The 24689-nt window shown below is 39.8% G+C and carries 28 protein-coding genes; 23 read left to right on the plus strand and 5 right to left on the minus strand.

Annotation, left to right across the window (positions count from 1 at the left end):
- Positions 1-301 precede the first annotated feature (301 nt).
- Positions 302-460 (plus strand): hypothetical protein, encoded by a 159-nt coding sequence (locus Q0C76_RS07380; protein WP_295731524.1) that lies wholly within the window; start codon positions 302-304, stop codon positions 458-460.
- Positions 461-472: 12 nt separating this feature from the next.
- A complete protein-coding gene (locus Q0C76_RS07385; protein WP_295731526.1) occupies positions 473-733 on the plus strand; it encodes a hypothetical protein in 261 nt (86 codons plus the stop codon).
- A gap of 93 nt (positions 734-826) precedes the next feature.
- Here the strand turns inward: Q0C76_RS07385 and mscL are convergent, their stop codons facing one another.
- The 3 genes from mscL to Q0C76_RS07400 form a co-directional block, all read right to left on the minus strand.
- The gene (gene mscL / locus Q0C76_RS07390) at positions 827-1210 is read right to left on the minus strand and encodes a large-conductance mechanosensitive channel protein MscL (protein WP_295731528.1); all 384 of its coding nucleotides are present in this window, start codon (positions 1208-1210) and stop codon (positions 827-829) included.
- Between the two features lie 21 nt (positions 1211-1231).
- On the minus strand, positions 1232-1417 hold the full coding sequence (locus tag Q0C76_RS07395) for a hypothetical protein (protein WP_295731530.1): 186 nt from the start codon (positions 1415-1417) through the stop codon (positions 1232-1234).
- 303 nt (positions 1418-1720) lie between these two features.
- On the minus strand, positions 1721-2680 hold the full coding sequence (locus tag Q0C76_RS07400) for an L-lactate dehydrogenase (protein ID WP_295731532.1): 960 nt from the start codon (positions 2678-2680) through the stop codon (positions 1721-1723).
- A 494-nt stretch (positions 2681-3174) separates the two neighbouring features.
- Between Q0C76_RS07400 and Q0C76_RS07405 the strand changes: the two genes are divergently transcribed.
- From Q0C76_RS07405 to Q0C76_RS07450, 10 genes are all read left to right on the plus strand, one after another.
- The gene (locus tag Q0C76_RS07405) at positions 3175-3474 is read left to right on the plus strand and encodes a hypothetical protein (protein ID WP_295731693.1); all 300 of its coding nucleotides are present in this window, start codon (positions 3175-3177) and stop codon (positions 3472-3474) included.
- 59 nt (positions 3475-3533) lie between these two features.
- On the plus strand, positions 3534-4493 hold the full coding sequence (gene prmA, locus Q0C76_RS07410; protein WP_295731534.1) for a 50S ribosomal protein L11 methyltransferase: 960 nt from the start codon (positions 3534-3536) through the stop codon (positions 4491-4493).
- The gene (locus Q0C76_RS07415) at positions 4493-5239 is read left to right on the plus strand and encodes a 16S rRNA (uracil(1498)-N(3))-methyltransferase (RefSeq protein WP_295731536.1); all 747 of its coding nucleotides are present in this window, start codon (positions 4493-4495) and stop codon (positions 5237-5239) included. The genes prmA and Q0C76_RS07415 overlap by 1 nt, the downstream gene beginning before the upstream one ends.
- A gap of 69 nt (positions 5240-5308) precedes the next feature.
- The gene (locus Q0C76_RS07420) at positions 5309-5632 is read left to right on the plus strand and encodes a hypothetical protein (RefSeq protein ID WP_295731538.1); all 324 of its coding nucleotides are present in this window, start codon (positions 5309-5311) and stop codon (positions 5630-5632) included.
- A 20-nt stretch (positions 5633-5652) separates the two neighbouring features.
- Positions 5653-7884, plus strand: coding sequence for a bifunctional (p)ppGpp synthetase/guanosine-3',5'-bis(diphosphate) 3'-pyrophosphohydrolase (locus Q0C76_RS07425; protein ID WP_295731540.1), 2232 nt, complete (start codon positions 5653-5655; stop codon positions 7882-7884).
- Positions 7885-7895: 11 nt separating this feature from the next.
- Positions 7896-8333 (plus strand): D-aminoacyl-tRNA deacylase, encoded by a 438-nt coding sequence (gene dtd, locus Q0C76_RS07430; protein ID WP_295731542.1) that lies wholly within the window; start codon positions 7896-7898, stop codon positions 8331-8333.
- Between the two features lie 277 nt (positions 8334-8610).
- Positions 8611-9270, plus strand: a complete 660-nt coding sequence (locus Q0C76_RS07435; protein WP_295731544.1) for an amino acid ABC transporter permease — start codon at positions 8611-8613, stop codon at positions 9268-9270.
- The gene (locus Q0C76_RS07440) at positions 9251-9937 is read left to right on the plus strand and encodes an amino acid ABC transporter permease (RefSeq protein WP_295731546.1); all 687 of its coding nucleotides are present in this window, start codon (positions 9251-9253) and stop codon (positions 9935-9937) included. Before Q0C76_RS07435 ends, Q0C76_RS07440 begins: the two co-directional genes overlap by 20 nt.
- 8 nt (positions 9938-9945) lie before the next feature.
- Positions 9946-10686: an amino acid ABC transporter ATP-binding protein gene (locus tag Q0C76_RS07445; RefSeq protein ID WP_295731548.1), complete on the plus strand. Its 741-nt coding sequence runs from the start codon at positions 9946-9948 to the stop codon at positions 10684-10686.
- A gap of 19 nt (positions 10687-10705) precedes the next feature.
- Positions 10706-11560, plus strand: a complete 855-nt coding sequence (locus tag Q0C76_RS07450; RefSeq protein WP_295731550.1) for a transporter substrate-binding domain-containing protein — start codon at positions 10706-10708, stop codon at positions 11558-11560.
- 59 nt (positions 11561-11619) lie between these two features.
- Here Q0C76_RS07450 and Q0C76_RS07455 read toward each other — a convergent pair whose 3' ends face one another.
- Both Q0C76_RS07455 and Q0C76_RS07460 read right to left on the minus strand, forming a co-directional pair.
- Positions 11620-12459, minus strand: a complete 840-nt coding sequence (locus Q0C76_RS07455) for a fructosamine kinase family protein (RefSeq protein WP_295731552.1) — start codon at positions 12457-12459, stop codon at positions 11620-11622.
- Between the two features lie 15 nt (positions 12460-12474).
- The gene (locus Q0C76_RS07460) at positions 12475-13299 is read right to left on the minus strand and encodes an N-acetylmuramoyl-L-alanine amidase (RefSeq protein ID WP_295731554.1); all 825 of its coding nucleotides are present in this window, start codon (positions 13297-13299) and stop codon (positions 12475-12477) included.
- 377 nt (positions 13300-13676) lie between these two features.
- Here Q0C76_RS07460 and hisS point away from each other — a divergent pair, with 377 nt between their 5' ends.
- From hisS to glyS, 11 genes are all read left to right on the plus strand, one after another.
- On the plus strand, positions 13677-14978 hold the full coding sequence (hisS, locus tag Q0C76_RS07465) for a histidine--tRNA ligase (RefSeq protein WP_295731556.1): 1302 nt from the start codon (positions 13677-13679) through the stop codon (positions 14976-14978).
- On the plus strand, positions 14975-16747 hold the full coding sequence (gene aspS, locus Q0C76_RS07470) for an aspartate--tRNA ligase (protein ID WP_295731558.1): 1773 nt from the start codon (positions 14975-14977) through the stop codon (positions 16745-16747). Before hisS ends, aspS begins: the two co-directional genes overlap by 4 nt.
- A 124-nt stretch (positions 16748-16871) precedes the next feature.
- Positions 16872-17057: a 30S ribosomal protein S21 gene (rpsU, locus tag Q0C76_RS07475; RefSeq protein ID WP_006915904.1), complete on the plus strand. Its 186-nt coding sequence runs from the start codon at positions 16872-16874 to the stop codon at positions 17055-17057.
- A 57-nt stretch (positions 17058-17114) separates the two neighbouring features.
- Positions 17115-17564 (plus strand): GatB/YqeY domain-containing protein, encoded by a 450-nt coding sequence (locus Q0C76_RS07480; RefSeq protein ID WP_295731561.1) that lies wholly within the window; start codon positions 17115-17117, stop codon positions 17562-17564.
- A gap of 99 nt (positions 17565-17663) precedes the next feature.
- Entirely contained in the window at positions 17664-18647 is a 984-nt protein-coding gene (locus Q0C76_RS07485; RefSeq protein ID WP_295731562.1) for a PhoH family protein, read from the plus strand.
- A 2-nt stretch (positions 18648-18649) separates the two neighbouring features.
- A complete protein-coding gene (gene ybeY, locus Q0C76_RS07490) occupies positions 18650-19123 on the plus strand; it encodes an rRNA maturation RNase YbeY (protein WP_295731564.1) in 474 nt (157 codons plus the stop codon).
- Entirely contained in the window at positions 19107-19502 is a 396-nt protein-coding gene (locus tag Q0C76_RS07495) for a diacylglycerol kinase family protein (RefSeq protein ID WP_295731695.1), read from the plus strand. Before ybeY ends, Q0C76_RS07495 begins: the two co-directional genes overlap by 17 nt.
- Before the next feature lie 2 nt (positions 19503-19504).
- Positions 19505-20410, plus strand: a complete 906-nt coding sequence (gene era / locus Q0C76_RS07500; RefSeq protein ID WP_295731566.1) for a GTPase Era — start codon at positions 19505-19507, stop codon at positions 20408-20410.
- 17 nt (positions 20411-20427) lie between these two features.
- The gene (gene recO, locus Q0C76_RS07505) at positions 20428-21207 is read left to right on the plus strand and encodes a DNA repair protein RecO (RefSeq protein WP_295731567.1); all 780 of its coding nucleotides are present in this window, start codon (positions 20428-20430) and stop codon (positions 21205-21207) included.
- 283 nt (positions 21208-21490) lie between these two features.
- Positions 21491-22486, plus strand: coding sequence for a glycine--tRNA ligase subunit alpha (gene glyQ, locus Q0C76_RS07510; RefSeq protein WP_295731568.1), 996 nt, complete (start codon positions 21491-21493; stop codon positions 22484-22486).
- Between the two features lies 1 nt (position 22487).
- Positions 22488-24560, plus strand: coding sequence for a glycine--tRNA ligase subunit beta (gene glyS, locus Q0C76_RS07515; RefSeq protein ID WP_295731569.1), 2073 nt, complete (start codon positions 22488-22490; stop codon positions 24558-24560).
- Positions 24561-24689 lie beyond the last annotated feature (129 nt).

Genomic DNA, 24689 nt, shown 5'->3' on the forward strand with positions numbered 1-24689 from the left:
TTTAATCAAAATAATTGGTCTAAAATGTGTTGAAATTAAACGTGGAAAGAAGAAGCGTTCATGGCCGTTTTGAAGACGGATGAAGAGGTCGATGATAAGTAAACGTTGAAAAACGAGATTTATGCTGGATGCGCATAACTCTCGTTTTATAGTTTTATATTGTCGTTGGTATTAAGAACCTGCTGCTTTTTTTGAGCGTAAAGTAGCAAATTGCTGATTAGGATAATTTGTTTTCATGATCTATAATTATATCTGATGGTTTATTGTAACCAAATTAATTAGAAGAGAAAGTGAACAGTTAATGAATAATTTTTGGAAAGTCATTTGGGTAATTGCATACTTGATTACCGCATATTATACCTTTACCGGTAAAATGATGGTCGCAATGGATTGGATGGCAGGAACTATGCTTTGTGAGTCCATCGTGGGCCTGGTTTTAAGTATCACAAATAAAAATTGAGGGTGACAAAGGATGAATAAAGTTTTTATGAATGGATATTATCAAGGAGTCATCGAGGTTGCACCAGCTTCACTTTCAGCTGCTAAAGTGGAAGATTTGGCAATTACGATGACCATCCAACATTTGCGACACGCAGGAGTCAATCTTTCGGCAATTCATGATTTCTTAATTCTTAACCTTAAAGTGAATGAGCGAAGTGTTAATAAGTTTATTAATTTAAACAGTGATGAACTGGAAACTATTCAAGCCCAAATTTTAAGTTCAGCATTCTAAGCTCAATGAATTATTTTTCAATCATCAATTCTAATCGAAAAACACCAAATCCGATTCATCAATCGAAGATTTGGTGTTTTATTTTACAAAAGTTTATGAATTATTTTGTTTTTGTTGTTGCTCTAACATTTTGACAATTTTGGCCAGAGATGCTTCAGCGCTTGGTTGGGAAGTTTGATCTGGTGCTTTAGCGGTAATTAATTTGTTAACTAATTTAACCAGTAAAAAAACTACAAACGTAATGATAAGGAAATTAATAACGGCATTAATAAAGAGACCATATTTAAATGTCGCGCTACCAATCGACCAAGTCAGATTGGATAGATCAATTTTACCCATAAAAATACCAATGAACGGATTGATAATATTGTTAACGAGTGAATTAACAATGGAAGTAAAAGCTGCTCCAATAATGACCCCAACGGCCATATCCATCACATTACCGCGGTTGATAAACTCTTTAAATTCTTTAATCATGATGAGACTCCTCAATTATAATTATTTTTGAAAGGGGTCGATGTCATTATTTAAAACACCTAATAAGTATTTATAGTTTTGGCCCACCGCGACTGCATTAGCCAGCTTTTTTGCTTTTGGATCATCTAAGCTAGTCTTAACGGTTGCATTATGTTGGAGCATGGCGATGGTTAATTCTACAGCTAATTCTTCATTAGATTTACTCATAATAAAACCTCTTTTCCAATTTTTTACTTTGTAAATAATATGCTACCATTAAATTATTAATTTAGGGAAGTAGATTCCTAAATTACTGTAAATGGTGAACTAGAATTAGTATTAAAATACCTCTTTTTACTTATCCCAATTGGTCATCGCAAAATGCAGCGTTGGTTGGTATGAGGATGGATGAAAATAATCATTTAATCTTGAATATCAAACCCGTAAAGATGATTATACGTACATGAATTAGTGTAAATAAAAAGATCTCAACAATTGTTGAGATCTTTTTATTATCTATAGCTGAAATGTTTAGGCGTTTCCTTGGAGTTTAGCCATTCCGTTCTTAGCAACTTCTTCAAGAGTCTTAGCAGAATCAGCCATGGCCTTCTTTTCACGGTCATCCAATGGGACTTCCATAACCCGACCAACACCGTTGGCGTTAACAACAGCGGGAGTACCAATATAGATGTCCTTCAAACCATATTCACCATTCAATGGGGCACCAATTGGTAAAACGGCATTTTCATCATGCAAGATTGCCCGTGAGATTCGGGTAAGGGCAGTCGCAACACCGTAGAAGGTAGCACCCTTCAAATTAATAATTTGGTAAGCCTTCTTCCGAACATCGTCTTCAATCTTGAGTAGTTCATCCATTGAAATGCCTTTTTCCTTAGCAAGTTCAAGAACTGGAACACCACCAATGTTTGCGCTAGAGTATGCAGCAAATTCAGAGTCACCGTGTTCAGCCATCATATTAGCTTGGACATCAACTGGACTAACGTCAAATAGCTTACCAAGGGCAACCCGTAACCGAGCAGAGTCCAGAGAAGTACCTGATCCAACAACTTTATTGCGTGGAAAACCAGACAGCTTTTGAACAGCATAAGTCAAAACATCAACAGGGTTAGCAGCTACCAAGAAGATGCCATCGAAGCCAGATTTAACGATTGGTTCCACAACGGACTTGATAATCTTCAAGTTCTTATCAACTAATTGTAAACGGGTTTCGCCTGGCTTTTGTGGAGCACCGGCAGTAATAACAACTAAATCAGCATCCTTGCAGGTGTCATAATCAGCTGAATAGAAAATCTTTGGGGCCGTGAACGGGGTAGCATCTTCAAGATCTAATGCATCACCCTTGGTCCGATCTTTAATAATATCAACAATTGCAAATTCTTCAGCAATTCCTTGTTGGGCCATAGCGAAGGCGTAACTTGAACCTACAGCACCGTCTCCGACAAGAACAACTTTTTGATGATTCTTTGACATAGAAACACTCTCTTTCATTCAAAAAATTAGGTTGATCAATTTATCGACCAACCATTTTACAACAATGAATTATAACATTAAATGTTGACTATCGTCATCTTTCATATGGATTTAGTTAAAAAATGAACTAAATCCATAGATTAGGCCTCCACAAATTAGGATAATTGCTGGAAGCAGGAGGGCTTTTATGAAAAAGCCAACTAAGGCAACGATAATTAATAATCCCAAGAGCCAAAAGGAAAATTTTAGTAATTTCCAAAGAAGCCAAATGATTAAAAGACCAATTATTAAGCTCATGCGACTACTTCCTTTCTCAATTTGAGCTTCATTATAGCAATTTTTCGACTGAATGTTGTCAATTTATATATAGATTTAATAGATCTTTAGTTTATGAGCCTTTTGCCGAACTTAACCGTGTGGTAAAATAAAGTTTAATAAAAATGTCTAATAAGATTAGGGAGGTGATTACCATTTTAAATCGGACTAAACAGTTTATGCGCGATAATGACTTAACATATAAAAAAGAATATATTCGGCCCATGATGACTCCGGAGCATGTTTATATCTTTCGTTTTGGTAAACATAAGCTCAACAATCGGGTAATCATTCGTTACTCTCATACATGGACGGGACGGTTAAAAATTAATGAAATTGATGTTCGCTTGCATCATCAACACCATCCAAGAATTTTTAAAACAGAGAAGGACCTAATCCTATATTTAACGGAACATCTCGAAAAGAAACGGGCGCGAAAACGCGAAAGCAAGCAGCAAAAGACAACAGAAAATCAATAACTGGAGGGATGAAGGCGACAGATGCAGTCGCCTTTTTTGTCACTAAAGGAGGATGAACTATGGACTGGACAGCGATTACTGTTGAAACTACTAACGAAGCTGTAGAAGCAGTTAGTTATATTTTAAGCGATGTTGGATCGACCGGTGTTAAGATTGATGATGCGGCAGATTTTGCAAAGCTCAAGGCGGGCAAGTATGGCCCATATGGTGAAATTGTTAACCCCAGTGAATTGACGCATCGTGATAAAGGAGCGGCGGTCACAGGTTATTTTCCACCCAAAGTCTTCGTTCCAGAATTAGTAACGGAGATTCGTCAACGAGTTGGTCAATTAAAACAATTTGGTTTAAATCCAGATCCTGGCACTGTGAGTTCATCAGCAATTGATAATCAAGATTGGGCCACGGAATGGCAGAAGTATTACCACCCAGTACGTGTAACGAGTCAGTTAACAGTGGTTCCGGAGTGGGAAGATTACCAATTAAAGCAGCCTAATGAAAAAATCATTGTGCTGGATCCTGGAATGGCGTTTGGTACAGGAACACATCCAACTACACAATTAATGTTGCAGGCCTTAGAAATGGTTGTAATGGGAGGAGAGTCGTTAATTGACGTTGGGACTGGTTCTGGAGTGTTAGCAATTGCTGCAAAACTGCTTGGAGCTGGAGATGTGGAGGCATACGATGTTGACAAAGTCGCAGTTGACTCAGCTAAGAATAATGTTGCTCTAAACCCCGCCGCCACTGGGATTGAGTTAGGGGTTAATAGCCTTTTGGATGGTATTCAGACTCAAAAAGACATCATCGTCGCAAATATTCTGGCAGAGATTATTCTTCCACTTATTCCGCAGGCGTATATGAACTTGCGACCTGGCGGGAAATTCCTTACTTCCGGAATTATCAATGATAAGTTCAATAAGGTTCGTAATGCACAGCTTAAGCAAGGATTTATTATTGACGAAACTCTCCGCATGAAAGATTGGTATGGCATTATTGCTCATAAGCCGATGGAGGATGAATAATGCAGCGTTATTTCATTCACCAAAGTCAACCGACTATTCATGAAACAGTAATTTTACCAAAAGAAATTGCTCATCATTTCATTACCGTTTTAAGAGCGCAAATTGGAGCAGAGTGTGAGCTAGTTTTTTCAAACGAACACGTTTATCTAGCAGCCTTGGTTAACGCCCAGATGGCGAGAGTCGAAATTATTAAGGACATGCACCAAAATGCTGAGTTGCCAATTTATTCAATCTTAGCTTGTGGCTTACCAAAAACAAAGGATAAGCCAGAACTGATTGTTCAAAAGGCAACTGAGCTTGGTGCAGATGAGATTATCTTTTTTGAATCGAAAAGATCAGTAAGTCACTGGACTGGTGCTAAACAAGGTAAAAAATTAGCACGTCTGCAAAAGATTGCAAACGGAGCTGCTGAACAATCACATCGAAATCGAATTCCCAAAGTTACTTATTTGCCGAATTTGGCAGCCTTATTAGCACAAACTGATGCTGACCATAAAATTGTTGCGTGGGAAGAATCAGCTAAGCAAGGAGAAACTAGTGCCTTAGCAACGGTTATGCACCAAGTTAACTCTGGCGACCGCTTACTTGCAATTTTTGGACCAGAAGGTGGATTGACTGAATCGGAAATTGAAAAGATGGTTGCAGAGGGGGTAGTTCCGGTTGGCTTGGGGCCACGGATTTTACGAGCTGAAACTGCGCCACTATATTTATTGGGAGCAATTTCGTTTGCGTTGGAATTAAGTTAAGCGTCAGTTGAAGATTAGTTGTGCTAAAATTAATCCATTAATTAATATGGTAAGGAATGAAAAGAGAGCATGAAAATACGGCAAAAAATTGATTGGAAAATTTACTTGAGTAGTCTAATTTTGGGGGTGTTGCTCACTGCCCTGTTTGCGAAACTGCCGTTTGTTTCGCGTGTCACTATGATGTGGCTGGACCTCATTGTTATTAATGGTGGATATTGTATGTGGGTTGCTCATCACTATTACCAAGTAGCTAAACCATGGGGGCTTTTGATTTTTCCAATCATTTACCTAGTTGGTGGTTATTTCTTTACACCTCGCTACATGTGGTATTTTGCAATTATTTATTTGGGTATTTCTTATCTTGCATGGTCAATGGGGCGGAACCGTCAATAGTCTAGTTAGGAGGGGTGAAAATGTCAAAAGTTAAAGAATTGACTCATGAAGATGTTAAAAAGATGATTTCTTCTTACATGAATGAAGAACATGTGGCCCTTTGTGAGCGTGCGTATCATTTTGCAGAAGTCGCTCATCGGGATCAAGTTCGTAAATCGGGGGAACCGTACATTATTCACCCAATTCAGGTTGCTGGGATTCTTGCAGAATTACGAATGGATCCAGAAACAGTTTGTGCTGGGTACATGCATGATATTGTTGAAGACACTGGTGCAACTCTGGAAGACATTCAAGAGATCTTTGGTCCAACCATTGCAATGATTGTTGATGGGGACACCAAAATCGGTAAAATTCATTACAAGTCAAATAAGGAGCAAATGGCAGCCACTCACCGTAAGTTATTGTTGGCGATGAGTAAAGATATTCGGGTAATGATTGTAAAGCTGGCTGATCGATTACATAATATGCGAACGTTGAATCATCTCCGTCCAGATAAGCAACGACGCATTTCAAATGAAACGTTAGAAATTTATGCGCCGATTGCTGATCGACTAGGGATTAGCACTATTAAGTGGGAATTAGAAGACTTATCGCTACGTTATTTGAATCCGCAACAATATTATCGGATCGTTCACTTAATGCACTCACGGCGGGATCAGCGGGTTGCTTATATTGATGAAGCCATTCAAGAAGTCCAAAAAGCGACAGCAGATCTAAAATTAGGACCAGATGTTGAAATTTATGGACGTCCAAAACATATTTACTCTGTTTACCGAAAGATGGTTACCCAACATAAGCAATTTAGCGAAATTTATGATTTACTTGCGGTCAGAGTTGTTGTTGATTCCATTCGGGATTGCTATGCTGTTTTAGGGGCAATTCATACTACATGGACACCAATGCCAGGTCGCTTTAAGGACTATATTGCAATGCCTAAGGCAAATGGTTATCAGTCACTTCATACTACTGTAATCGGTCCAGAAGGACGGCCGTTAGAAATACAAATTCGAACTCACCATATGCATGAGGTGGCCGAATATGGGGTAGCTGCTCACTGGGCTTATAAAGAAGGTAAGACTAATGGTGTTCAGGCAACTCTAGATAGCCGTAAGTTAAATGTAGTTAAAGAGATTCTGGAGATGCGGAGTGAAAGTCATGGGACCGATGAATTCATGCAAGGCGTGCAAAGCGATGTCTTTACGGATAAAGTGTATGCCTTCACTCCGAAGGGCGATGTTATTGAAATGCCAAAGGGTGCTGGACCATTAGATATGGCTTACCAAATTCATACGGAGGTTGGTAATCACACAACCGGAGCTAAAGTTAATGGCCGAATTGTTCCATTAGATTATGAAATTAAAAATGGTGATATTGTTGATATTTTAACCTCAACTTCCTCTGCAGGACCAAGTCGCGACTGGGTTGAACTAGTTTCTACACGACGGGCCAGAAATAAAATTCGACAATTCTTTCGAGCCCATGACCGCGAAAAGAATATCGTTGAAGGTCAGCGGATGATTGAAGAGCAATTACGTAATGATAATTTAGAGCCATCAGAATTTATCACTCCAGATCGTACTCAGAAAGTTGCCAATGAGATGCATTTTAAAGATGCAGATGATCTTTTTGCGGCAGTTGGTTTTGGTGATGTTCCACCCGTTGGCGTAAAAAATCGATTTACCGCTGATTTAAGGCAAAAAGCTAAGGACGATAAGCAACGCGAGGAAGAACGGGCGTTATTGGAAGAACATAAGACGCTAGAAAGCTCAGCAAGTGATAAGAAGAAAATTGCAAAGGGAAATGACGGCGTTTTTGTTGAAGGAGTCGATAACTTATTAACACGGCTTAGCCATTGTTGTAGCCCGGTTCCGGGTGATGACATCGTTGGTTATATTACGAAAGGGCGAGGAGTCTCAGTGCACCGTGTTGATTGTCCAAATATCAAGTCTGCTGAACAAAGTGGTCAACGGATTGTCCAAGTTTACTGGAGTAATCCTGAAGGTGATAAAACAAACTATAACGCAGATATTGAGGTTCAGGGATACAACCGAAATGGCATGTTAAATGATGTTTTGCATTCCATTAATAACAACACGCGTTTTCTAACTTCAGTCAACGGTAAGGTGGACAATAATCGTCTTGCAACGATTTCTGCCTCAGTTGGTGTTCGTAACTTAGCACAATTACGGATTATTATGGATGCACTTAAGAATATTCCAGATGTTTATGTTGTTAAACGAGTAATTCATTAGGAGGAAAATCAATGCGAGTAGTATTGCAACGGGTTAATCATGCTCAAGTGAGTGTTGATGGGACGGTAATTGGCAAGATTGGCAAAGGATATATGCTACTAGTGGGGTTTGGTCCTCATGATACTGAAGCAACACTTGATTATATGGTGCATAAAATTACGAACTTACGTGTATTTGAAAGTGAACCAGGAAAAATGAATCTCGGCTTGCAGGACGTTCATGGTGCCATCCTATCGATTTCGCAGTTTACTCTTTATGCGGATGTTAAACATGGTAACCGTCCTGGATTTTCAAAGGCTGCAAAACCTAGTTTAGCGGAACCGCTCTACAATCAGTTTAATGAAAAGTTGAGAGCAACGGGGATTTCGGTTGAAACTGGTGAATTTGGTGCCGATATGAAGGTTGATTTAGAAAATGACGGACCAGTAACGATCATATATGAAAAATAATTATTAGATTATTTTAATTTTGTTATTGACATTTAGTAAGTTTACTTTTATATTAGAATCATATTTAAGAACGAGGAGGAAATGGCCATGTTAGCTTTACATCAACATACATGTTGTACTTGTACTCAGATGAATAGTCAAACTGACGTGGTGGCAGTTGGGCTCTTTTTGGGTACAGATAAGTACTAGATTAAAGAGTTCTCATTTCCTAATAATTTTAGGTCGTTTGCCAAGCATGTGGCAAACGACCTTTTTTGTTCAGAAAGGATGGGAGATTATGAATTGGGAGATTATTCAACAAAGCATTCCAAGTTTTGTGAAAGGGTTTCAATTAACTCTCTGGCTTTCCTTAATTGGAATTGCCTGTTCGTTAATCGTTGGCATAGTTGTTAGTTTAACCAGGTATTTTAAAATTCCAGTTATTAGTAAACTACTAGGAGCATATGTAGAAATTGGCAGAAATACGCCCTTATTAATTCAGTTATTTTTTCTTTACTATGGATTTCCTGTTTTAGGAATAAAGTTATCAGCAGAGATGAGTGGAATTATTGGACTAGTCTTTCTTGGCGGTGCCTACATGGCAGAAGGATTTTCTGGTGGCTTTAATGGTATTAGTGAGTCACAAATTGAGGCTGGAGAAGCTTTAGGAATGAATCAATGGGAACTAGCTCGCTACGTTATCTTACCGCAAGGACTAATGTTAAGCGTTCCAGCTCTTTCAGCAAACATCATTTTTTTGATTAAAGAAACATCCATTTTTTCAGTCATTGCAATTCCGGAGCTAACGAATACTGCACTTGACTTAATCGGAATGTACTATCGATCAAACGAGTATTTACTTATCCTAGTGATTGCTTATGCCATTATATTAATTCCATTAATCCTACTATTAGACTGGTTAGAAAGGAGGGTTCGGTATGGCTCATTCGGGAATTAATGTTTTGTTTGAAGGAACTAACTTTGCTCGATTAATGGGTGGCCTGTGGACAGCGGTATGGATTGCAATGATCTCGTTAGTGATTGGGTTAGCCTTGGGAACAGTTTTAGGATTAATGCGGACAATGAAAAATCGACTGGTTCGCTTTGTTTTATGGCTTTACCTTGAGTTTTTCCGGATTGTACCAACAATTGTACTCTTATTTTTGGTTTATTATATTTTGCCTCGACAATTCAAAATTGATTTACCAGCAACTTGGATGGCAGTGCTCGCTTTTACTTTATGGATTGCAGCAGAGTTTAGTGATATCGTGCGGGGAGCATTAGAATCTGTCCCCCGTCACCAGCGAGAATCTGGGTTGGCGTTGGGACTTTCTTCATGGCAATTATTCCGCTACATTTTAATACCACAAGCATTTCGACTAGAGTTGCCAGCGACGATTAACCTAGCCACGAGGGTTATTAAGACGACTTCATTATTGATGACCATCAGTATTATGGATGTCGTGAATGTAGGACAACAGATTATTGAAGCTAATAACCAAACGCACCCTACTGGTGTGTTCTGGGTTTATGGATTGATTTTTGTCCTTTACTTTATTGTTGATTATCCATTATCACTATTAGCTAATCGATTAACGGCTAAACAACAAGACTATCGCAAGTAGGTGAGAATATGACAGATGAAATTTTAAAAGTGGAACATTTAAATAAATTTTATGGTAACTGGCAAGCGCTTCACGATATTAATTTTGATTTGAAGAAGGGAGAAGTAGTAACTTTACTAGGCCCTTCTGGTTCTGGTAAAAGTACGTTAATTCGAACACTTAATGGATTAGAGCCATTTCGTGATGGTTCAATTTATTTTCACGGACAAAAGATTCAACCATCAGCTAAAGAGTGGCAAATACTGCGTCAGAAAATTGGAATGGTATTTCAAAGTTATGATCTTTTTCCAAATTTAACGGTCTTAGAAAATATTTTACTGGCACCTACGAAGGTTCAAAAACGACCACGAGAGGAGGTGAAAAAGGAAGCCCTTGAGCTATTGGAACGGGTCCATTTAGAAGACCAAGTTGATGCCTACCCACGGGAATTATCAGGAGGGCAAAAGCAACGAATTGCGATTGTTCGGGCGTTAGCGATGCATCCAGAGTTGATGCTTTTTGATGAGGTTACCGCCTCACTAGATCCTGAAATGGTTCGGGGAGTTCTTGAAATAATTAAGGAATTATCCGATCGCAATCATATGACAATGATTATTGTCACCCATGAAATGAACTTTGCAGCGAAGATTGCGGATAAGGTTTTATTTTTAGCAGATGGTCACATTCTTGAGCAAACTACAGGAAAAGAGTTTTTCCAGCATCCGCAAACAAAGCGGGCCGCTGAGTTCTTATCCAGCATGGAATTTTAAAAATAAGGAGAGTATTGAGATGAAATTTAATTGGAAAAAATTAATTGCCGGTGCATTAGCAACCTTGAGTGTGGCGGCTCTGATGGCAACTGCCGCTGTCCGTCCAACTACGGTCAACGCTGCTTCAAATTCAAGTTCAGTAAGTGCAATCAAAAAACGTGGTGTACTTAAAGTGGCGGTCTTTGGCGATTTACCACCATATGGTTGGGTTAATAAAGATGGTAAACGGGTCGGTTATGATGTTGCCTTAGCTCGTCAGATGGCAAAGGACCTGGGGGTTAAGGTGAAGTTTGTTCAAGTTAATGCTAATAACCGAGTCGATACCTTGAATTCTAACAAGGCTGACATCGTCTTAGCTAACTTTACGGTTACTCCTGAACGAAAGCAGGTTGTTGACTTTGCTAAGCCATACATGAAGGTTTCCGTTGGTGTGGTTTCCCCAAAGAAGAAGGCAATTACTAAAGTTAGCCAACTGAAGGGAAAGAAAGTTATTGTTACTAAGGGGACGACTGCTGAAAACTACTTTACCAGTAAGCAAAAAGGAGTTTCACTGTTAAAGTTTGACTCCAAGACACAGCAATTTAACGCTCTGAAGAACAAGCGTGGTGCTGCCCTAGCGGATGATAATTCCTATCTCTACGCTTGGGTTAAGAATAATCCCAAGTACACTGTTGGAATCAAGAGTATTGGGCCAAAACAATACATCGCCCCAGCTGTTAAGAAGGGTAACAAGTCATTGTTGAATTGGAGTAACAAGGAAATCACTAAGTTAAACAAGCAAGGCTTCTTTACAAAGGACTACAATAATGAATTGAAGCCATACTTTAGCAACGATATCAAGCCTTCAGATATCATCATTACTTCTAATAAGTAATTACAAAATAAACAAAAAGTTCGTCCTCCATGATAGATTTGGAGGATGAACTTTTTTAATTAATACTGATCCAAAATGTGGTCAACTGCTGGACCATAAGTTTCACCGAATAAAATCAAGTGCATACATAGATAATAGAATTGGTACCAAGGAAGTCGATCTTCGAACCCGGGCGTTAATGGATAGGCCTCATTGTATGCCTGGTAAAAAGCGGGAGTAAAGCCACCAAAAATGGTCGTCATTGCGAGATCGTATTCTCGGTCCCCATATAGCGCATCAGGGTCGATCAAGGTCGGAGTGCCATTCTGATTAAACATGTAATTACCAGCCCATAGGTCGCCATGGAGAAGGGAAGGTGTGACTGAGTTCGACTTATAGTAATGATCAAATTTAGTAGTCATTTTTTGAAAATGAAAATTACGCCAGTCATTCCAACGTCCTAACTTTTTAGCGATATTAATTTCGGGTGCCAAACGTTGATTTAAGTAGAAATCTCGCCAGCTATCATTCCAACTATTATCTTTTAAGAGTACTCTAGTCCGATGATTAGTAGAAAAGCCAAATTGGTCAGCGTGTTTTTGATGGAGCTTAGCAATTGCATGACCAAGCGCGACTGGATTTTCTGGACCTTCTTCAATCCAGTTGAGAATTAAATAAGCATTCCCATTAATTTCACCAGTTGCAATTACTTTTGGGGTATTGATCACTGAACCGAGGGCTTTCAAACCGTTTTGTTCATGAGCAAAATATTGTGTCGGCTGATGTGGTTGGACCTTTACAAAATAAGGGATGCCATCGGCAACAACTCGATATGCTTCGTTAATATCACCACCACTGACAGGTTCCCAAGAATCAATTGGGGCAATTGGTAAGGATGCAAACCATTTATCTGTTTCCATAATGAACGCTTCTTTCTATTGTTCTAAATAACGGTTAATTCCTTCACGGATATCTTTAGCAACTCGCTGTTGAAAGCTTGCTTTCTTTACTTGACGGAAGTCTTTACGAGTATTCACATAACCAGTTTCACATAAAATTGATGGTAAACTAGTATCGCGAATCACTAAAAAATCACCAAATTCAACACCACGGTTGGTTAAAGGCAGGTTGTTGAATTGATGGCTGACTTGAGAAGCTAGTTGTTTGGAAGGACCACGGTGATAGTAATAACTGGTTACTCCAGAGCCCTCATTTTTTCCTGGTGATGAGTTTAGATGAAGACTAATAAAGCAATCGACGTGGGATCGCTCGGCAATCCGTACTCGTTCTTTAAGGCTCACGTTATGGTCCTTGGATCTGGTCATAATGACTCGTGCCCCAGCGGATTCTAACTGGTCGGCAAGTCGTTTGGCGATTGCCAAGGTGTACGTTTTCTCCATATACTTGGCTTTTCCAGAATTATTTTTATATTCAGCTCCGCTATCGTTACCACCATGCCCGGGATCAATTGCGATAATTGCTCCAGCCAGGTGGTTATTTCGATGGAGTGGTGTTTTTGAATGAATTAACCAGCTTGGTACCCAGGCATTCTGATGATCACTTATCCGAACTCGGTACCAATTACGTTGTTCACCATTAATTAATACCCGTTTTGGCTGGTTGATTTTGACCTGGTGGTAACTAACGCCTGGTCCAGATTGAATTGGCATTGTGGATGGATCGATGGTGACCGTTCGTTGATAAATGAGGCCGGTGAGAAGAATAATTGCGAGTAAAACAAAACTACACCCAATAATCAATGATTTATTAACAATTCGTTTAATAGGGGTCCACCTCCAGGGTGTTTTTATCTAGTTTAAAAATCTTCGAATTGAAAAGCAAGAAAATCACTTCGATTCATTGAAAAAGATTGACTATTGATCGGATCTCGAGTAATCTAAAAACGTAATTAAACAATTCACGACCAATGAAAAAGAGTGATTGATGAATTCTTATTCAGCGAGCGGGCGAGAGTGAGAGCCCCGTTACAGAATCATTGAGTGACACTTTTGAGGCCAGGCAATGCCCGTCGCGAATGCGACGTTATCCATGAGTGATACCAAGGTGGTACCGTGCTTTTGCACCCTTGTCGAACAGGGGTGCTTTTTTTGTTGGCGAAGAAGAGGAGGAAAAAAAGATGCGTTATCAACGACCAAAAGGGACAGCTGATATTTTACCTGAAGAATCTGCCAAATGGGAATATGTGGAAAGATTGGCTCGTAAGATTTTCCATCAATACGGTTATCAAGGGATTCGCACCCCATTATTTGAAAGTTATGACATTTTTGCCCGTTCAGCAGGGGATACTTCTGATGTGGTAACTAAGGAAATGTATGATTTTCATGATAAAGGTGATCGTCATATTGCATTACGTCCAGAAGGGACCGCTGGGGTTGTCCGGGCATTTAATGAAAATAAGTTATATGGACCGGAGTATCAAAAGCCATATAAGGTTTATTATATGGGACCAATGTTTCGTTATGAACGTCCGCAATCTGGTCGGCAACGTGAATTTCACCAAATCGGGGTTGAAGCTTTTGGTAGTGATAATCCGGCAACTGACGTCGAAGTGATTGCAATGGCGTTACAACTATTTAAGCAATTAGGGTTAACGAGTTTACGGGTTGCGGTCAATACCCTGGGTGATCAAAAGAGTCGTGATGACTACCGAACGGCCCTGATTAACTACCTTAAACCTCATTATGATGAACTGAGCGAAGACTCCCAAGAACGATTAGAAAAGAATCCGCTTCGAGTACTTGATAGTAAAGACCCTCGTGACCAAAAATTCGTTGCGGACGCACCGTCAATTCTGGACTATCTAACTACAGAGGCTCATGATCGATTTGAACAGGTTAAACGAATGTTGGATGTTTTGAAAATTGATTATGTTGTAGATCCAGACATGGTTCGTGGCCTTGATTATTATAACCATACAATTTTTGAAGTAATGGTGAAGGCTAAGTCGCTTGGCAATGGCTACACCACTATTTGTGGTGGTGGACGATACAGTGGACTAGTTAAACAATTAGGGGGCCCTGATCTTTCTGGAGTGGGTTTTGGAATTGGTGAAGAGCGCTTATTATTGTTATTAAATGATGAAGGCATTAAGTTACCGGTTAATGAACGGCTTGATATATACGTTGTCGGGATTGGTAATGATACTAATTTAGAAAGTTTACAATTAGTTGAAGCAGCCCGACAAGCAGGACTAGTTGCTGATCGAGATTATCTCGGTCGAAAGCCGAAGGCGCAATTTAGAACGGCTGATCGACTTCAGACGCGGGTAGTCCTGACAATTGGTAAACGAGAGTTGGCAGAGGGTAATGTTCACCTAAAGGTTATGGCAACTGGAAAAGAGATTTCGGTTAAGTTAACAGATTTGTTAGATGATTTTGCAAAAGTTTTTGAAGAACATGTTGAGGGGGAAGAAGAATGAAGAGAACAAATTATGCTGGGAGAACTAGTGAAAACCGAATCGGTGAAGAAGTTGTCTTAAAAGGATGGGTTGCTAAACGACGAAATCTAGGTGGCTTAATTTTTATTGATTTACGTGATCGCGAAGGTATTGTTCAACTGGTGTTTGATGAACAGCAAGACCCAGCAGCTTTTGAAGTGGCTAACGAGTGTCGAAGTGAATACATTCTCGAAGTGCGTGGCCTAGTTCGTAAACGAGCAGAGATTAACCCAAACTTGCCAACTGGGAAAATCGAAGTAGAAGTTAAAGAAGCAAACATTCTTGCTAAATCACAAACCCCTCCATTCGAAGTTAAGGATCACGTCGATGCTAGTGAGGATTTAAGATTACAGTACCGCTATATTGACTTACGGCGTCCAGAGATGATGAAAAATCTGAAATTACGGAGTAAAGTCGCAGCAATTATCCATAACTATTATGACAATAATGACTTTATGGATGTTGAAACGCCTGACTTAACCCGCTCGACTCCTGAAGGGGCTCGTGATTTCTTGGTTCCTTCACGGCTTTATGCTGGGCACTTCTATGCCTTGCCACAATCACCACAGTTATTTAAGCAATTACTGATGGCTGCTGGTGTTGATCGTTACTACCAAATGGCCCGCTGTTTCCGTGACGAGGATTTACGGGGTGACCGGCAACCCGAATTTACGCAAGTTGATACTGAAATGAGCTTTGCAACCGCTGAAGATATTCAAACCATGACAGAAGGTTTAATTAAACGGGTGATGAAGGAAGCCTTAAATGTTGATGTGAAAACACCATTCCCGCGGATGGAGTGGCAAGAAGCGATGGATCGTTATGGGTCAGATAAGCCAGACACACGATTTGGCATGCTGATTACTGATCTTTCAGACATTGTCAAGGATAGTAGTTTCAAGGTCTTTTCTGGCACAGTAGCTGACGGCAAGTATGTCCGTGCCATTTGTGTACCAGGTGGAGCTGATCATTATTCCCGAAAGGACATTTCTAAGAAGGAAGATTATATTAAGCGGTACGGTGCCAAAGGACTAGCGTGGGTTAAGGTTACTGCAGAAGGTTACAATGGCCCAATTGCCAAGTTTATTGATGACTTGGCTAAGCCAATTAATAAGCGCTTAGATGCTAAAGAAGGCGACCTAATCCTCTTTGTTGCTGATAGTTTCCACGTGGTGGCTGATTCATTAGGCTACCTACGTGAAGCAATCGCAAAAGAAATGGACATGATTAAACCAGGTCAATGGAACTACCTTTGGGTTGTGAACTGGCCAATGTTTGAATATGATGAAGGCTTTGGCAAGTGGATCGCAGCACACCACCCATTCACGATGTTAAATGAAGAAGATCTTCACTATCTTGAGGATGGTGAAGATCCACACAAGGCGCACGCTCAAAGTTATGATATTATCTTAAATGGTAATGAAATTGGTGGTGGCTCGATCCGGATTCACGACCCGCAAATTCAGGAAAAAGTCTTTAAAGCATTAGGTTACAGTAAGGAAGAGGCTCGTGCCCGGTTTAACTTCTTAATTAAAGGTTTGGAAAATGGAATGCCACCAGAAGGTGGATTAGCCTTTGGCTTTGATCGGTGGGTTATGTTATTAGCTGGTGCGGACAATATTCGTGATGTGATTCCATTCCCGAAGAACTCGAAGGGAATTGAACCAATGACGGCAGCACCAGGGACTGTTGATCAGGAACAACTTGATGAATTACATGTTGGTGTCAAGGATAATTCGGAAAATAAATAAAAAAACTGACTTTTATGTTGACGTTGAAAGTTCGGTTGTCTATAATTAAATTCGTAGTGTAAAGACAAGTTTTAATTAGTCGAAACACAGTACGATTTTAAGCTCGGAGGGAGGGGAATTTAAAATGTCAAAGACAGTCGTTCGTAAGAATGAATCTTTAGATGATGCTCTTCGGCGCTTTAAGCGTACGGTTTCACGAAACGGAACTCTTCAAGAATACCGTAAGCGTGAGTTTTATGAAAAGCCTAGCGTAAAACGTAAGTTGAAATCTGAAGCGGCACGTAAGCGTAAAAACAAGCGTCGTCACTAAAAATTTGAAGCTCCCGGTCAATTGACCAGGGAGCTTTTTGTTAAAGGAGATTATACAATGAGTTTACTTGATAATTTAAAAAAAGATATGATTACCGCGATGAAGGCGAAGGATAAAGATACCTTAAGCGTGGTACGGATGTTGAAGGCGTCTGTGCAAAATGAACAAATTAACCTTGGCCATGAACTAACACCTGATGAAGAAAACGCTTTAATGGCGAAAGAATATAAGCAGCGGAAAGACTCAATGGCTGAATTTGAAAAGGGTGGTCGTCAAGACTTGGTTGATGCGACCAAAAAAGAAATGGCAGTAGTTGCAAAGTACATTCCGAAGCAATTGAGCACTGCTGAAGTTGAAAAGGTAGTTGAAGAAACCATTAATGAGGTTGGTGCTACCAGTATGAAAGATTTCGGCAAAGTAATGGGAGCAATCATGCCAAAGGTAAAGGGTAAAGCTGACGGTAAAGTTGTTAACGAAACTGTAAAAAAAGTTCTTCAAAGTAAATAATGCTTAATGTTAATTAGATAAAGAGGTCGGGGGATTTACCCGACCTCTTTACTATTTGTAGAGCAATAATGATATAATTAGAAAAAAAGTAAAGGAGCAATGTTTTTGGCAGCGGATGCAAAAAAGATTACGATGAGTTTTGAGATTGAGAATCCCCAAGTTGAAGTGGGATTATTAGGAACTCAGGATAAGTATGTTGCCCTCTTTGAAGAAGGGATGAACGTGACAGTTAATCCGTTCGGCAATGAATTAAAAGTCACTGGTGAACAAGAGGATGTTCATCTCACAATTCAGGTTCTTCAAGCCTTGGTGGATTTACTTACCCAGGGAATAATGATCAGCAGTACTGATATTGTTAGTGCGATGAAGATGGCTCATCGGGGAACCTTAAAATACTTTGGCGATCTGTATAACGAAAAAATTATTAATGATCGAAAGGGGCGGCCAATCCGAGTAAAAAACTTTGGTCAGCGCCAATATGTTCATTCCATGAAGGATAATGACATTACTTTTGGAATTGGTCCTGCTGGGACTGGAAAAACGTATTTGGCTGTAGCGATGGCGATTGCTGCCCTTAAACGGGGTGAAGTCGAGCGACTCGTCTTAACACGACCAGCAGTAGAAGCAGGAGAGAGCCTTGGCTTTTTACCTGGCGATTTAAAAGAAAAAGTGGATCCATATTTACGTCCGATTTATGATGCTTTGAACAGTATCTTTGGTGCTGACCATACAGAGCGTTTAATGGAACGTGATGTAATTGAAATTGCGCCACTAGCTTATATGCGTGGACGAACATTGGATAATGCATTCGTGATTCTGGACGAGGCACAAAATACCACTAATGCGCAAATGAAAATGTTTTTAACACGGCTGGGCTTTGGGTCAAAGATGGTCGTAAATGGAGATGTTTCACAAATTGATTTACCCCATGGTTCGCGCAGTGGCCTAATTAGTGCACAGAAAATTCTATCCGGGGTCCCTTCCATTGATTTTGTTCATTTTAGTGCTGAAGATGTCGTTCGACATCCAGTAGTGGCAAAAATTATTACTGCTTATGAAGAGCACGCTGACCAGGAGAAATAAACATGGAATTAGAAATATATGACCATACAGAAGGACAATTAACGGATCATCAATACCAACTTGCAAAAGATTTACTAAATTTTGCGGCGAAAAAGTTACAGTTAACTGACCGTGATGAGATATCATTAACCTTTGTGCGGAATCCGGAGATTAAAGAAATTAATGCAAAGTATCGGGGAGTTGATCGCGCTACCGATGTGATTTCTTTTGCAATTAATGATGGTGATGAGGACATTGTGATTGACGAGACAGTCGCAGCAGAGTTGCCTCATGATTTAGGCGATCTTTTTATTTCGGTTGATAAAGTCAGAGAGCAAGCACTATTTCTAGGACATTCGACAGATCGAGAATTGGGATTTTTAGTAGTGCATGGATTTTTACATCTGAATGGTTACGATCATGAGCAACCGGAAGACGAAAAGAAAATGTTTAGCTTACAGGAGAAGATTTTAGATGAATATGGACTCACCAGATAAGCAAACAAGTAAAAATCATCGATTGTGTCAGGCAATGCGTCATTCAATTCACGGAATCTGGATGGTGATTTCACAGGAACGTAATATGCGATATCATATTGCAGCTAGTGTGATTGTGATCGTTGCTGGTTTATGTTTTAAATTACTGCCGTGGGAATGGCTTTGGTTATTTTTAGCCATTTTTACGGTTTTTTCTGCAGAATTTATGAATACGGTGGCAGAAACGTTTTGCGATTTAATGGTTGGCCATCAGTTTAATGTCAATGTTAAAAAAATTAAGGATGTATCAGCAGGGGCGGTTTTAATTGCTGCACTGTTTGCGGTAATCGTTGGATTAATTATTTTTGGACCGCGATTGATCGAATTGTTAGGGAGGTAGCAATGGATAAACAAGAGTTTCATTCAGGGTTTGTTGCGTTGATTGGCCGGCCAAATGTTGGTAAATCGACTTTGTTAAATTATATTGTTGGTCAAAAAGTGGCAATCATGAGTAATGTTGCACAAACGACGCGTAATAAGATTCAAGGTATTTATACCACGGATGATGCCCAGATTGTGTTTATTGATACGCCAGGCGTTCATAAGCCACGAACTAAGCTCGGTGATTTTATGGAGCGTTCTACGATGTCAGCACTGGCTGAAGTTGATGCCGTTTTGTATGTTGTTGCGGCAGATGAAAAACGCGGGCCCGGTGATGACTTCATTATTAACCACTTAAAAGATATTCAGCGACCAATTTATTTAGTCGTTAATAAGATTGATACCGTTCATCCAAATGAGTTACCAGAGGTTGTTGATCAATATAAGGATTCGTTACCATTTAAAGAGATAGTGCCAGTATCTGCTTTGCAGGGGAACAATGTGAATACTTTGATGAACGAATTGGTGCAAGATTTACCGGAAGGTCCGCAATATTATCCAAGCGATCAAATTTCAGACCATCCAGAACGATTTGTGATTGCAGAGATGATTCGTGAAAAGGTCTTTCAACTAACTCGTGAGGAAGTTCCGCATTCAGTAGCTATTGATGTTACTTCAATTAAGCGAGATGATCGTGAAACGGTTCATATTAGTGCCAATATTATTGTGGAACGACCCGGCCAAAAGGGAATTATTATTGGCAAAAAGGGTCAAATGTTAAAGAAAATTGGTCAAATGGCACGTCAAGATATTGAACATCTGCTAGGTGATCATGTTTATCTACAGTTATGGGTTAAAGTAGTTCCAGGTTGGCGTGATAAATCAGCGATGCTGAAGGATTATGGTTACCGTAAGACTGATTATTAGGAGAAGAGGTGAGCTGATTGGCGCACATTAATGAGCCTTTTAATGGAATAATCATGAATCGTCGTGATTATCGAGAACGTGATCAGCTTGTCAAGATTCTGACTAATAAGCAAGGACCTTCAATGTTCTTAGTGCGTGGCGCACGACGCAAGAATTTTAAAATGGCTAGTGATATTCTCCCATTTACTTATGGTCGTTATGTTGGAATGCTTTCGCCAGATCAGTTAAACTACATTGTTGCTGCTCAGGAAACGCATCAGTTGTATCAGATTGGTGATGACCTTTTGGCGAATGCCTATGCAACGTTTATTTTAGAGCTGGCTGATCGTGCTTTTGATGATGGCCACGATATTGGGGCTTGGTATGACCAGATTTTAGCAGCGCTGAAATTAATTAATGATCATCAGGATCCGCAAGTAGTTGCCAATGTTCTCGAAGTTCAGCTCTTAGGACGATTTGGTGTGATGCCCGAATGGCGACATTGTGTCGTATGTGGGAAGACACAAAAATTAATGGACTATTCAGAGGCGGATGGCGGATTACTGTGTGTGAATCATTGGGATCATGATCCGCACCGCTTACATTTGGACTCCAAGACTATTAATTATCTGCGGTTTTTTGCTACACTTAACTTGCAAAAAGTCGACCAAATTCAAGTTGATAAATTAGTCAAACGTAACTTACGTTGGGCCTTAGATAAAATTTATGGTGACCAGGTTGGATTACGGTTGAAGAGCAAGCGGTTTATTGATCAAATGGGTGAGTGGACGACTGAATTAAAGAATTGTCGACAGTAAAATCTGTAATTTAAATTGACTTTTAGGATTAGGGTTGTATTATTAACAAGTGTAAATTAAATGAATTTTAACGATGACGAAGAGACTGATTGGTTAAGTTTTGACAGCGAGCGGAGGGAAGTGTGAGCTTCGTAAACGCGCCTTTTCAGTGGCACTTTATCAGTGAATTTAAATTAAGCTGTTTCGTAGGCACTACGGAAAAGCAGGGTGGAACCGCGATTTAATTCGTCCCTGTGATGGTTAAAGCCATTGCAGGGATTTTTTTATTGAAAGGGGTAGAAGAATGTCACAAAAATTAACCGTGCAAAAAATTATTTTTACACTAGAACAATATTGGGCAGATCAAGGTTGTATGTTGATGCAGGCGTATGACAATGAAAAAGGTGCAGGGACGATGAGTCCTTATACCTTTCTTCGGGCAATCGGGCCAGAACCATGGAATGTTGCTTACGTTGAGCCGTCACGTCGACCAGCAGATGGTCGCTATGGTGAAAATCCAAACCGACTGTACCAACATCACCAGTTTCAAGTTTTGATGAAGCCTTCACCGGATAATATTCAAGAACTTTACCTGGGGAGTTTACGTAAGCTTGGCATCGAACCGTTAGAGCATGATATTCGGTTTGTTGAAGATAACTGGGAAAATCCTTCAATGGGTTGTGCAGGTGTTGGTTGGGAAGTCTGGCTTGACGGAATGGAAGTTACCCAATTTACCTACTTCCAAGTAGTTGGTGAGTTAGCGATGAATCCTGTGGCATCCGAAGTTACCTATGGATTAGAGCGATTAGCAGAATACATTCAAAATGTTGACTCGGTTTATGATTTGGAATGGGCAGATGGGGTGCTCTATGGTGATATTTTTAAAGAACCAGAATACGAACATTCCAAGTATGCCTTCGAAGAAAGCAACCAAGAAATGTTGCTAAACGCATTTAATAATTATGAAAGTGAAGCCAAACGGTTAATCAAATTAGGACTTGTTCACCCGGCATATGATTACGTTTTAAAGTGTAGTCATACTTTTAACCTTCTAGATGCGCGCGGTGCAGTTTCAGTTACTGAACGAGCGGGTTATCTTCATCGAATTCGAATTATGGCAAAATCAATTGCTAAAGCATTTGTTGAGGAACGGCGAAAGCGTGGTTTCCCACTAATTCATGATGAAAAACAGCGACAAGCAATCGTTGCTGAATACACTAAGAAAGCTGAAAAGGCTAAGGAGCGAGCAGCTAAAAAGGCTGCTAAGCAAGCCAAGAAATCAGCAAAGGGGGATAAGTAAAATGGCTAATTCATACTTACTAGAAGTTGGGGTTGAGGAAATGCCAGCTCACGTCGTAACCCCAAGCATTCACCAATTACATGAACGTGTAGCTAAATATTTAAAAGAACAACGAATTAACTTTCAAGAGATTAAGGAGTTTGCTACACCACGGCGGCTAGCACTGTTGATTCACGGATTGGATGATCAACAACCTGATATCGATGAGTCTGTGAAGGGACCAGCAAAAAAAATTGCTCAAGACCAAGAAGGTAATTGGACCAAAGCAGCGATTGGCTTTACGCGTGGTCAAGGTGCTTCCGTGGACGATATCGAATTTAAGGAAGTTAAGGGAACAGAGTATGTTTTTGTAGAGAAGCATATTACTGGGAAACCAGTTGCCGAGGTATTACAAGGCCTTCCCAAAGTAATTACTGCTATGAACTTCCCTACTTTGATGAAGTGGGGTTATCATAACCTACAATTTATTCGACCAATTCGTTGGCTAGTATCATTGCTCAATGATGAAGTGGTACCATTCAAAATTTTGGATGTTGAAGCAGGCCGTGAGACTCAAGGGCACCGTTTTCTTGGTCATCCTGTTGACATTGCCACAGCTGATGATTATGAATCAGCATTACATGATGATTTTGTAATTGCTGATCAGGATAAACGAAAAGCGTTAATTAAAGACCAAATCACAGAAATCATCAACCAACATCAATGGCAAATTGATTGGGACGCGGATTTGCTTGAAGAAGTCAATAATTTAGTTGAATGGCCAACGGCTTTTGCTGGTTCGTTTGACGAAAAATACTTAGCGCTTCCTGAGCCGGTGTTAATTACTTCGATGAAAGATAACCAACGCTTCTTCTGTCTCCGTGATCAAAATGGTAAACTATTGCCGCATTTTATTTCAGTTCGCAATGGTAACCGTGAATATTTGGAGAATGTGATTAAAGGAAATGAACGAGTATTAGTCCCACGACTGGAAGATGCACAATTCTTTTATGATGAAGATCAAAAGATCACAATTGACCAATACGTTCAGCGTTTGCAAAGGGTTAGTTTCCACGATCAGATCAGTTCAATGGCCGATAAAATGGCCCGAACGGCGATTATCGCTGACTTACTTGCTGAAAAGCTCAACCTTTCAGCTGAAGAATGGGCCGATTTAAAGCGAGCAGCTAAAATTTATAAGTTTGACCTAACCACTCAAATGGTTGGTGAGTTTGCTGAATTGCAAGGTGTAATGGGTGAAATATATGCTAAGCTATTTGGTGAAAAAGATGATGTTGCAGTAGCCATTCGCGAACATTATATGCCAACTTCTGCTGAAGGGAAGCTTCCTCAAACGAAGATTGGTGCGATTTTAGCAATTGCTGATAAGTTGGATAGTATTTTCAGCTTTTTCGGTGCTGGGATGGTTCCATCCGGTTCCAATGATCCATACGCTTTACGGCGGCAAGCATATGGAATTGTCCGTATTGTTGCGGATCGTCAGTGGCATTTACCACTACTTAACATGCAAGAAGCGGTTGCCGATCGCATTCAAAAATCCGGAATGAAGTTGAAATTTAACTATTTAAAGAATGCTAACCAGGTTAAGACTTTCTTTATGGATCGACTAAAACAATTCTTGGCTGGAGAAAAGATGCGTCATGATATTATTGACACTGTGACAGATACAAATCAGGTCGACTTGGTTAATATTATGGAGGCCGCTGACGCTATTAATAGCCAAAAGGATGACCCTCAATTTAAGGATAATATTGAAGCCTTAACGCGGGTGATTAGGATTGATCAAAAGGGTCAGTCAACTATGAAAAAGGTTGATCCATCATTATTCCAAAATCTATCTGAAAAGCGGATGTATGAAGCGGTACATGCACTACAAAGTCAATTTGCTGGATTAAACATGGCTGAAGCTTTGCACCAATTACGCACTTTGGCTCCAGTGATTACCAAGTATTTTGATGAAAATATGATTATGGATAAGAATGAGCAGGTTAAAAATAATCGGTTAGTACAACTTCATCAAATTGCCCAAATGGCTCAAACTTTTGGAAATCTCAATCAGCTAATTGTTAAGTAATTACTTGGCTTGTTATCAAAAATGTGGTAATATGTTATTTAGTTAAATAAGGCGTTAAGTAATAAAAGGTCGCAATCCATTCTGGAAAGCGACCTTTCGTAACTATTATCTTCAATGACAGGAGGCACA

Origin of the sequence: uncultured Limosilactobacillus sp. (assembly GCF_934202705.1) — a bacterium.
Taxonomy (GTDB): domain Bacteria; phylum Bacillota; class Bacilli; order Lactobacillales; family Lactobacillaceae; genus Limosilactobacillus.